This window comes from Marinobacter sp. (assembly GCF_014859525.1).
In the GTDB taxonomy this organism is placed as follows: Bacteria; Pseudomonadota; Gammaproteobacteria; order Pseudomonadales; family Oleiphilaceae; genus Marinobacter.
On the sequence record NZ_JACUUB010000080.1, the window covers coordinates 1 to 10,793 of the forward strand.

At 58.4% G+C, this 10,793-nt stretch carries 8 protein-coding genes and 2 pseudogenes; 4 read left to right on the forward strand and 6 right to left on the reverse strand.

Annotated features, from left to right (window positions below; all coding sequences use genetic code 11):
* A pseudogene (locus IBX51_RS12785) lies at positions 1-290 on the reverse strand (marine proteobacterial sortase target protein); the annotation flags it as partial.
* A 181-nt stretch (positions 291-471) separates the two neighbouring features.
* Between IBX51_RS12785 and pdsR the strand changes: the two are divergent.
* From pdsR to IBX51_RS12805, 4 genes are all read left to right on the forward strand, one after another.
* Positions 472-1,173, forward strand: a complete 702-nt coding sequence (pdsR, locus tag IBX51_RS12790) for a proteobacterial dedicated sortase system response regulator (protein ID WP_291831671.1) — start codon at positions 472-474, stop codon at positions 1,171-1,173.
* Positions 1,174-1,175: 2 nt separating this feature from the next.
* A complete protein-coding gene (locus IBX51_RS12795; protein ID WP_291831672.1) occupies positions 1,176-3,224 on the forward strand; it encodes an ATP-binding protein in 2,049 nt (682 codons plus the stop codon).
* Positions 3,221-4,528, forward strand: coding sequence for a DUF3422 family protein (locus tag IBX51_RS12800; RefSeq protein ID WP_291831673.1), 1,308 nt, complete (start codon positions 3,221-3,223; stop codon positions 4,526-4,528). The genes IBX51_RS12795 and IBX51_RS12800 overlap by 4 nt, the downstream gene beginning before the upstream one ends.
* 130 nt (positions 4,529-4,658) lie before the next feature.
* Entirely contained in the window at positions 4,659-7,646 is a 2,988-nt protein-coding gene (locus IBX51_RS12805) for a transporter substrate-binding domain-containing protein (RefSeq protein WP_291831674.1), read from the forward strand.
* On the opposite strand, the gene IBX51_RS12810 is transcribed toward IBX51_RS12805, so the two are convergent.
* The 5 genes and pseudogenes from IBX51_RS12810 to IBX51_RS12830 form a co-directional block, all read right to left on the reverse strand.
* Complete coding sequence (locus tag IBX51_RS12810) at positions 7,568-7,849, reverse strand: hypothetical protein (protein WP_291831675.1); 282 nt, start codon at positions 7,847-7,849, stop codon at positions 7,568-7,570. The two genes, IBX51_RS12805 and IBX51_RS12810, sit on opposite strands and share 79 nt — an antisense overlap.
* Positions 7,846-8,757, reverse strand: coding sequence for an alpha/beta hydrolase (locus IBX51_RS12815; protein ID WP_291831676.1), 912 nt, complete (start codon positions 8,755-8,757; stop codon positions 7,846-7,848). The genes IBX51_RS12810 and IBX51_RS12815 overlap by 4 nt, the downstream gene beginning before the upstream one ends.
* A 127-nt stretch (positions 8,758-8,884) precedes the next feature.
* Positions 8,885-9,775 carry a DNA ligase gene (locus IBX51_RS12820; RefSeq protein WP_291831677.1) on the reverse strand — a complete coding sequence of 297 codons (891 nt, stop codon included), beginning with the start codon at positions 9,773-9,775 and terminating at the stop codon, positions 8,885-8,887.
* A 52-nt stretch (positions 9,776-9,827) separates the two neighbouring features.
* Complete coding sequence (locus tag IBX51_RS12825; RefSeq protein ID WP_058091620.1) at positions 9,828-10,265, reverse strand: YtoQ family protein; 438 nt, start codon at positions 10,263-10,265, stop codon at positions 9,828-9,830.
* A gap of 93 nt (positions 10,266-10,358) precedes the next feature.
* Positions 10,359-10,793 (reverse strand): annotated as a pseudogene (locus IBX51_RS12830) (hypothetical protein); the annotation flags it as partial.

A 10,793-nucleotide genomic window follows, 5' to 3' on the forward strand; every position in this document is an offset into this window, starting at 1 on the left:
GCCAACAAACCCGACACCTGCACGCTGAAATCGCTGTCCAGAATCAGCGCCGGCTGCTGCCAGGCATTCTGACCATCCATCAGGTACAGTTGGCCGGATTGCTCCATGTCCATTGGGCGGGCTTCCGCGTAGATTGGGTGCACAAACAACATCATCAGCATCGCCAACCAGAGGCTGACGCCTTCAGCACAGCGAAGCATCCGGGGCCGGCTGGCTCGATGGCCGATAGTTTTCGGGGAATCCAGCGGGATTTGGTTATCCCGTTTAGCAAGCAGCGATAGCAGCATCATCACGACATCCTTTTTGTGGATTTGAGTGCTGCCATTGCACCAGCCGGCGCGGGCAACCCGATGGCAGAAGCGGGCAGGCCAGCGATAAAAAATGATGAATTATGGCAATACCGCCAGCCACGCTTGTGCCTGTGTGAGGGCATGGTTTAATAACAGCACATACTGCTGAACTGATCGATCGATGAAAAAACACATTGTTCTGATAGAAGATGAACCGGGCATCCGGGATAACTACCGGGCAGCCTTTGAGCGCCGGGGCTACCGGGTATCCACTTACGGTGATCGGCCGGCGGCCTGGCAGGTTCTGCGCCAGACATTGCCAGACCTGGCCATTATTGATGTCGGGCTCGGCGATGAACCCGAAGGCGGCTTTACCCTGTGTCAGGATTTGCGAGCGCAGTCAGCGACTTTACCAATAATCTTTCTGACTGCCCGGGACGGCGATATTGATTCTGTGCACGGCCTGCGCCTGGGGGCAGATGATTACGTCACCAAAGACATGAGCCTGGATCATCTGCTGGCGCGCATAACCGCGCTGTTGCGCCGGGCCGAAGCCTGGGCAGAAGCCCTGCAAAAACCGGACGAACTGTTACAGCGGGGCCTGTTGTCGGTGAATGTGGACCGCATGACCGTCAGCTGGGACAACCAGCCTGTGGACCTTACGGTCACCGAGTTCTGGATGCTGCATGCACTGGTACAACACCCTGGCCACGTTCGCAGCCGCGACCAGTTAATGGAAGCCGCCAGCACCGTGCTGGATGACAACACCGTGACCTCACATATCAAACGGATCCGACGCAAATTCGTACAACTGGACAGTGCCTTTGACGGCATTCAAACCGCCTATGGCATGGGTTACCGGTGGAACGCCCGTGAGGTCTAGCCTTGAGCCTTAAACGCCAGCTGTTCTTTGCCAGCCTGCTGATGCTGTTGATTCCATGGGCAGGACTGAAGTTTGTACTGGAGCTGGACAGTGCTCTGCGCCAGCAGGCTTTACAGCAACTTCAAGAGCGCGGCCAACGAATGGCTGAGCTGGCCGGTGACGGCCTGCTGGGGCAGCCGGTAATCCGCACGGCAAATGCGCTTTACGTAAGCCAGGCAAGCAACCCGATCAAACCCGACGGTTATGCCGACGACTGGGCCGGTTACGACCATGGCGATCATCAGCAAAACTGGCAATCAGCAGATACTTTGCCAACACCGGGCCAACCCCACCTGCGGTGGCAGGCCGCCAGCGATGACCGACACCTGTTTTTACTGGTGCAAATGCAAAACCAGACCATGAGGTTGTATCGACAAAACAGCCCCGATCAACCCTACGATCGCTTCGAACTGGTGTTACAGCCACCGGTTACTGATGTCGGACAACCGACTGCAGCGCAGCGCTGGACCGTTCGTACCTCCGCACCCGGCCAGGTACACGCAATCCGGGAAGATCGCCAACAAACCACCGATTTTCGGGTTCATGGTGCCTGGCGGGACCGGGGCTCAGGCTGGCAGCTGGAGCTGCAGCTGCCTTTGCCGCCCCAGGGCAGTTTTCTGGGATTTCGGTTGGCGCAGGATGATGAATCGACTGCACACGGCACCGCAATCTCGCCGCCCCCACCTCTGGTGCAAAGGCACGCCGGCCTGGAGCGTACCTTGACCGGGCAGCTCAGCGAGGGCCAACAGGTGACCGTAACCGAGCCGGCCGGCTGGATCATTGCCCACGCCCGACACCCTGATCCTCACCCAGGCGCCGACTTTGACGAGCTTTCGCCCTTTCAGGTGCTTGAGCAGATCACCCTGAACGCCCTGCGCGCCCTGATCCGGTTGTACCAACCGGAACCTGCTCCGCTGGATGAAACCGATCACAGGTTAATCACCGGCACCCTGCCAGAGAACCGTCTGGTACAACATCGCAATGGCTCTATCTGGCTGGCCACTGAGCATACCTTGTTTGGTGACCGGTCACTGGTACTGCAACAATCCCTTGATCAACTGCTGACTCTGTCCGGGTCGGCCCTTGGCAGCGTGCTGGCTCGCAGCCTGTTGATTATCCTGGCGTTAACTCTGGTGCTCCTGGGGTACGCCAGCTGGCTGTCCTGGCGTATTGCCCGCCTGCAACGGCTGGTCAGCACCAGCGTGGATGAAGATGGCCGGATTTTGAGCCAAATCCCGCCCGCGCGCAGCCGCGATGAACTGGGCCAACTGCAGCAACACTTCGGCCAGATGGTTGAGCGTCTGCAAAGCTACAACCGTTATCTTGAAAGCTTTTCACGCCGACTGTCCCATGAGCTGAAAACACCGATCGCAGTGGTGCGTTCGTCTTTGGAGAATCTTGGTCACAGTGGCTCAGAACAGGAACGTCAGCAATATCTTGAGCGGGCCTCCGGTGCCACCGAACGCCTGCGGCGAATCCTGAACAGCATGAGTGAGGCTGCCCGGTTGGAGCAAAGCTTTGATCAGGCCGACAAGGAACGGTTTGATCTGGCCAGCGTGGTCTCAGAAGCCACCGCCGCCTACCAGCAGCTGGACCCGGATCACCAGATTCGCTACCTGGGTCCGGTCGCGGATTGCCCGGTTCTGGGGTCTCCTGAGATGCTGGTGCAGATGCTCGACAAGCTGGTAGACAACGCCCGGGATTTCACCCCAAAGGGCGGTATCATCGAGGTAGAACTGCAACCCCAAGGCGACCGTTACCAGTTGACGGTGTTCAACCAGGGTTCCAGATTGCCGGGCAACACCGGTGTAGACATCTTCAGCGCCTTCGTCTCCCAGCGGGAGGGCCAGAGCGAAGGCCATCTGGGCCAGGGGCTTTTGATTGTTCGCCTGATTGCCGACTACCACGGCGGCCAGGTGGATGCAGAAAACAAACGCCAAGGTAGCATTGACGGTGTCTGTTTCAAGGTTATGATCCCAACAACCGACGCTGAATCAAGGATCCTGCCGTGAGCGCTACCCCTTCTTCTCTGGATTTTCATCCATTGCGGGCAGATCTTTACCGGGAACTGCACTCACGCCCTTTCCAGGTTATTCCGTCACATGCCCGGATCACCCACATTGCGGTGATGATCACCCCCCAGCAGCGACAACAACAGTTCGAGCACTTACAGAAACTGCACCGGATGCTCGGCGAGCCTTGGCCAGAACACGAAGTCGGGTGCTATGAACACACCATCGGTCAACTAAGGATACGGCGCGAAGTCCATATGGAATTTGCGTCTTACACCTTCACCAATCTCGACGTGTCCAAGACCGACCCATTCACCGAAACCGGCATCAGCCCCCTTCCGCCAGGTTGGCTGGAACAGTTGGCGGGCACGGTTGTTGGTGCGTTTCATATTGACGTCAGGCCGTCGGTAGAGGATGCCCGCAGCGAACTCGCCTTCATGCGCAAGCATTTTGAAGGCATGCGCCTGGTCGGCAGCAGCCCCCAGGAGGGTGCGGCCAGAGTGCTGGGATCCTTTCAGCTGCACAGCGACTTGTTTGGCCGCTTTATGGTGCTCAATCGTGACATGTCGAACAGTCAGCTGGGACGACTTGTTCAGCGCCTGATGGAAATCGAAACCTATCGACTGATGTCGTTGCTGGCTCTGCCAATGGCCAGAGAGATCACGCCAAACCTGAACGACATGGACCACAAACTGGCCACCATCACCCAGTCCCTGGCGGATAACGAATCCCTGGACGAACAACAGATACTGGCCGAACTGACCCACATAGCCGCCCGCATCGAGGCCTACCGGGCCCACTCCACCTTCCGCTTTGCCGCCACCCGGGCCTACCACCAGCTGGTATTGACCCGGCTGGAAGAACTGCGGGAAGACGAAGTCTCCGGCCACCTGACCATCAGCGAATTCATGACCCGTCGGTTGACCCCCGCGGTGAAAACCTGCGAAGCGGTAGGGGAACGGCTCGAAGACCTGTCCCGCAGGGTGGACCGAGCCTCCGACATGATGCGGACCCGGGTAGAACTGGCGATACAGAGCCAGAACCAGCAACTGCTGAGTTCCATGGACCGCCGTTCCCGCATTCAGTTGATGATGCAGCACACGGTGGAGGGCTTCTCGGTGGTGGCGATCTCCTACTACCTGATCAGCCTGCTCAAGCTCGGTTTGGACGTGCTGCAAGACAGTGGCCTGGCGTTCAACAAATCCCTGGTGTTAGGCGTGGCCATCCCGGCGATCCTGGTGCTGGTATTCCTGGGTATCCGAACCATCCATCATCGATTCATTCGCATGGCCCGCCGACAATAGCCGGCGATTCGAGGTGGCACAAAAGGCGTAGTCTCAAAGCCTGAATATGTATTCAATATAGCCACACAACACTGTCAAAGGTTACGATCTACAACTACACTGGCATTGTTATTTACAGGGAAGGTATACCTTGCAAAGCCACCTGCCTCAAATGTTCCAGAACACAGCCCAGGGGGCCTGGCTGATTGTCGTCGCTCTGTTCGCCAGCTTGATGGCATGGAATGCAGCGGCAGACGAGCCCGCTTCACCCCAGCGCGTGGTGACCATCGGCGTGGTAGCCGATAACGAGCCCTACAGCTTTTTCGAGGGCCGCAACCCATCCGGATTCTCCATCGACGTGCTCCGTGAAGTCGCCAGCAACAGCAATCTCACGTTCGATTTTCGCGCGGGCAGCTGGCCGGACATCTACGCAGCCTTCCAGAGAGGCGATCTGGACGCCATAGATGGCATCTCCTGGAGGCCGGATCTGGCCGAGACCACTCTATTTACCGAGCCGTACCACTTTCGGGAAATCTACCTGATGCACGACAGTGCCGGTAATGTGCCCGTCATTCAGGAACTGGAAGATCTTGCAGGGCTTCGGGTTGGCGTAGTAGAGGATCTTTTCTACAACAACGAGTTTACAGACGCCGGCATCACCCTGACCACTTATGATTCGCTGCCCAGCCTGGTGCGGGCCCTGGCCTTTGGCTGGGTAGATATTGCCGTCGGCCCCAAGCTAACACTGGAGTATCTGGCCAACCAGTCGGGCTTTCGTTTTCTTGAGATTCTCGGTCCGGCACCACTGAAGCGATATTCCGGCGAGGATTTCCGGATTGGCGTCCGCAAAGACAATCTGGAACTGTTCAACCAGCTGCAATCCGGCCTGAATACGGTACCCGAAGACTGGCGGCGAAACTTGCTGCAGAGATGGCAGGAGTTCAGAGGGCTCAGCAACACCGCGCATGACTTACCCCTGAACGCCCGGCAAAGGCAGTATCTTTCCAGCCTGGGGCCAGTAAGGGTCGGCTTCATGGACGACTATGCCCCCTTCAGTTTTACCGATGGTGGACGGGTTCTGGGGCTGAGCGTGGACATCATGAACCGGATTGTCGACCTCACCGGGCTGCAGATTACACCGGTAAGGAGCCAGTGGGATGAGCTCATACCCATGCTGCAGAGCGGTGATATCGACATCATAGCCAATATGTCCTTCCTGCCGGACAGAGAAACCTTCGCTCTGTTTACCTCACCCTACCATGTGATTCCCAACGTCATTTTCACCCGGGACGATAGCCTGGATTACCGTGGCCTGGACGACCTGAAGGATTATCGCGTGGGCATCGGCGCCGGTATCTATTACGAAGACGCCGTGCGCCAGACACTGGCAGACGCAACCGTGATCGGTTATGGCTCACAACAACCCATGTTCCAGGCTTTGGCAAGAGGCGATGTGGATGTGGTGATCGGTGCACTGCATACGGGCAATTACTGGATTCGCCAACTGGGCATCAGTGGCACCCGTATTGCGGGAGAGCTGGAGCTTCCCGGCTTCAGCGGTGAGGACCTGCGCTTTGGTGTGCGACCTTCGCTCTCGCCGCTGGCAGATATTCTGAACCTGGCCCTGGCCAGCATTTCCCCGACAGAACAACGGGTGATCGAAAACCGCTGGCTCGGTGCCGCCAATCTGCCGTCGTCCGGGTCAACAAGGCAGGTGCAATGGACAGACACCGAGTTACAATGGCTTGAGCAAAAAAAATACGAGATCAGATTCTGCGCTGACCCGGACTGGATGCCCCTGGAAGGTGTGCGGGATGGCAAGCACACTGGCCTGTCGGCCGATGTTCTGAGCCTGTTCAGCCAGCGCAGCGGAGTGGTGTTTCGCCTGATGAAAACCAACGACTGGCCGCAGGCTATCGCCGCCGCAAAAGCACGGCGCTGCGATATCCTCCCGATGGCGATGCGCACCCCGGAGCGGTCTGAATACATGAATTTCACCTCGCCGTACCTGGAAGTGCCCAATGTGGTGATCGGGCGGTTGGAGTCCCCTTTCATTCAGCGTCTGAACGAGCTGGACGGCAGTCCGGTCGGTGTTGTGGAAGGTTATGCCTTCGCCGAGCTGTTGAAGAAACGCAATCCCTCTCTTCAACTGGTCACGGTTGCCTCCGAGCTGGAAGGCCTGAGAAAGCTGCAGAACCGGGAACTGGCGGGATACATCACTACCCTGGCCACTGCCAGTTATTATATGCAATCTCTGGGTCTGGCTGACCTCAAGGTCATCGGCCGGGTACCGGCCGACTGGTCCCTGGCCATGGCCACCCGCACCGACGAACCCACACTCCATAGCATTATGCAGAAGCTGGTCACCAGCCTGTCAACAGAGGAACGCACCCAACTTTCGGACACCTGGCGTAACATCCGTATAGAAGAGCGGATGGACTATACCCGGCTTTGGCAAATTCTGGCGGCGGGGATGCTGGTCACCGGCCTTCTGGTGTACTGGAACCGCAAACTGGGCCGGCTTAACCGGAAGCTGGCGGAAGCCAACACGGCGCTTTCCCACCTCAGCGTAACAGACAGCCTGACCGGCCTGGGCAACCGTACCTACTTTGACCGCGAATTTCCCGGCAGCTTTCAGTGGTGCCTGCGCCATCAAACCGGCTTTGCAGTGGCCATGATCGACGCCGACCACTTCAAAACGATCAACGACACCTGGGGCCACGATGCCGGCGATCGCTGTCTGGAAGCGCTGGCTGACACCATGCGCGAACACTTTCGGCGCGATACCGACCGCCTGGCCCGCTTTGGCGGCGAAGAGTTTGTGATTTTTGCCAGTTATCAAGATGCCGAGGACATTCAAAACCGGTTAAACCGATTCCGGGAAGCCGTCGCCACCCGGCGCTGTGAGGCGTGCAAGGACAAGCATATTGCTCTTACGGTCAGTGTTGGCTTGGCACTGGGTGTTCCAACGCCCGAGCACTCGCCGGGGGAGTATCTCCGGTTAGCCGATCAGGCCCTCTACAGCGCCAAACGAAACGGCCGGAACCGCCTGGAGGTTATTCAGCCCGGGCCGAACTCAACAGCGGCAGACGCTGCCCCTTCGGCAACCACACGACCGGCCAAAGACACGCTGCCGTAACTGACTCTGGCGATACTATGGTGGCACACTCGAACAAACCGGCTAGCGGACCGAGTGACCGGAATGGCTTCCAGCACCCGAAAACTCTCGTCCGCAATGGAAAGGTGCACACGCTTCAGCTTCTCCGCGCCGTGCTGTATACCGTGGGCTGCCAGCTCCGCTACACCCAGCCACCAGTGCGTATTGTTATCCGGTCCTTTCATACCAGCCACTCCTGCAGTTGTTGGCTCACCAGTGGGTGGTGGGCCAGACGAACATGGTCGACACCAGGAAAATTAGCGATGCCCGCCAGCTCCCAGCCTTCACGGCGATCACCCCGGGCGCTGGATTGGTGTACCAGGGCATCGCCAAACAGAACGTTTACAGGGTGTCGTTCGCCCTTGGCGAGCAGCCCACTGATCACGTAATGCCGGGCACCGTGCAACAGCGGTTGATCCGAGGTGCCGGGCTCAAACACCTCGCCCCGTGAAAGGTTGCGGATGCCCTCGCTGCGCAGGTCAATCACCTCGCCCACCACTTTCATATAATCCCGGGGCACCCGATTCAGCCAGCCTGCCGCCTTTTGGGCACCGACTGCCAGCCAGGAGCCGTCGTGGGGCGAGCCGATATACACACAATCCGGGTTCAGGCTGACCCACCGGTGATCATTCGCAGCCCCGTAATGACAGGCACTGCGAATCAGCAAGCCTCCCATACTGTGGCCGATCAGAACAACTCGCTTTACCGGCACCGGCCAGTTGCTCACCAGCCGCTCCAGCAAGGCAGCAAGATCCTGACCATTGCGGTAAATGGGCCGGCCGGTATTGAAACGTAATTTGAGGGCCGACGTATCGCCCAACGTGCTGGCGAGGTGAGTACCATAGTGTTCATCGGGTTTGGCCGGGAAATCCCACACCGATTCCAGCTCCATCAACCCATGGATAGACAGGCACAGCACACTGCCCGGCGCCGCAGGCCGCGGATTCTGAAGATCCAGCCGCTCGCCATGTGCAAACACAGTCATCGGCACCGCCAGAGCATTGCCCCGGTGCTCCAGCCAGTCACCCAGAAAGCCGCTGGCAATGGCCGAAATGTGCTGCTGGACTTGCCCAGCGGAAGGAACAGACACCATGGTTAATCTCCCGTGTATCCTTTCAGTGTACGCCTTTGGCGCACCTTTACTATGACCATTTTCGTGCCAGAATTCCGCCCCCGGAGCCAGAAGAAGAGCTGGCCCAGAGTAGCAAGGCCATATCGCCCTAATCGGCCTTCGGCACCGGTTCATCATTCCGGACCCGAAGAAAGCTGGCAAATCTCGGCAAACCGGTGGCGGTCAAACCACGGTAGCGGAAGGTAATGATTGAGCCAATCGCCGGCGGGTTGCGCCTGTCCGCATCGGTAAACCCGGTTCCGATGCGAAACTGCCGGCCATCGTAGAGCTCGACTTCCAAAGCCCCCATCAACCCCTCGTACTTGCCTTTGCCCGGCAGGTGACCAACGACTTTCGCTTCCGCATCCTGATGGGTTTTCACTTTAAGCAGATCATCAGAACGACCGGCCCGATACTGGCTGTTTCTTCGCTTCAGCATCAGCCCTTCCGCACCCGCAGCCACCACCTGTTCAAGCTCTGCCATCAGTTCTGAATGGCTGGCAACCGGGCGCTGCTCCACCAATACCAGATACGGTGAGTCAGAGCCTGCGACCAGCCGTTCCAATTGACGATAACGCTGCTCGAACACGGTTTCAGGCTGTGGCAGATCAAACACATGAAACCTCACCTGACGCCACTCCTGATCCACCGGCTGCACCTTGCGCACCGCCCCGGACAGCTCAGCAAAGCGCCCGCGACCGCTCCAGAGTTCACCATCTAACGGCTGCCGGGGAAACTGCGCCGTAAACCAGTCCGGCGCTACGTATTCATGCCCGCCCCGGGACCAGAGCTGCTCGCCATCCCAATAGGCCCGGACACCGTCCAGCTTTTCACTGACCCAGTATTCCTGAAGGTTTACACCCGAGTGATAGACATTGGCCAGGGGGATAGCCGGCGGCCGGGCATTGGCCTGAACGGGATCAATGGCAAGTAACGAGAGAAAAAGCAGGCTGAGTACCAGGGCTGCTGCCCTGATACTGCCGGTAGTGAAGAGTGGCATGTTCCTTTGCCCTTTTTACATCCTGTTGATGAGGTCACGAAAAGCGCTGTACTCAGGCCGTTACATACTTCAGCAGCTCAACCACCTGCTCCGGTGTTTGTGCCCAGGCCATGGCGGCCGCGTCCACTTCCTTGAGCGGATGCACAATGTCTTCATCATGCAGGGTAATGTAAGGCGTGCCCATGGCGGCGCAGTAGCCGGCATCGAAGGCCGCGTTCCACTGCTTGTACTTGTCGCCAAAGCGGATAACCGCCAGATCGCACTGCTCCAGCAAGGTCTTGGTGCGGATGGCATTCACCTTGGAAGACTGGTGATCACGCCAGAAATTGCTCTCCGGCTTACCCAGGAAATCGCCCGCGGCGTCGCTGGATTCGTGGTCGGTGTTGGCAGAGGTAAACTCAACCGGCAACCCCGCCGCCTCAGCACCCGCAGCAATCTGCTCGCGCCAGTCGGTGTGGATTTCGCCGGAAAGGTATACGGTCCAGATCATTGTGGGCTCCCCTGGAGTGTTGGTTGGTCAGATGACCCGGGATGATACGCCAATGGGGAGCGATATTCACGGCCGAGCCTCGCCCAGCCTATGTCAGCTCGCATAACTCAACTTCTGTGCCATCACATTGCGCCGCTGCGCAGTGTCAATGATAGTGACTTCGGTGAACATCCGGTCCACGTGCTTCTTGAACGTTTCATCGTCCATATCCCGCCAGTAGCGCGGTGGCCGGCCCGTTTTCTGGTCATGCTCTGCCGTGGTCGGGTCCAGCGGGCGGTATCGCTCAAGCAACGGAAGCTCCGGCAGCGGCTTGGTGATATCCATGTAGTTCTGGATAAAGTCCCAGTAGGCGTAACACATGGTGGCGCTGCCGTGGGCGCCAAGGATATCGCCAACGGTGACGTCCAGTTTGCTGTACCGGTGAGACAGCACCAGATCAAACAGAGTGCCGAAACGATCTACCCGAGCGCAGCACCAGGCATCGAACTCGTAGAAGGGTTTTTCGATCACAACCGGAGGCTTTCGGGG

Bases quoted from the DNA above. Each gene is read 5' to 3' on its own strand.
- IBX51_RS12825 (WP_058091620.1), bottom strand. From the start codon at position 10,265: ATGATCTGGACCGTATACCTTTCCGGCGAAATCCACACCGACTGGCGC.
- IBX51_RS12815 (WP_291831676.1), bottom strand. From the start codon at position 8,757: ATGGTGTCTGTTCCTTCCGCTGGGCAAGTCCAGCAGCACATTTCGGCC.
- pdsR (WP_291831671.1), top strand. From the start codon at position 472: ATGAAAAAACACATTGTTCTGATAGAAGATGAACCGGGCATCCGGGAT.
- IBX51_RS12820 (WP_291831677.1), bottom strand. From the start codon at position 9,775: ATGCCACTCTTCACTACCGGCAGTATCAGGGCAGCAGCCCTGGTACTC.
- IBX51_RS12810 (WP_291831675.1), bottom strand. From the start codon at position 7,849: ATGAAAGGACCGGATAACAATACGCACTGGTGGCTGGGTGTAGCGGAG.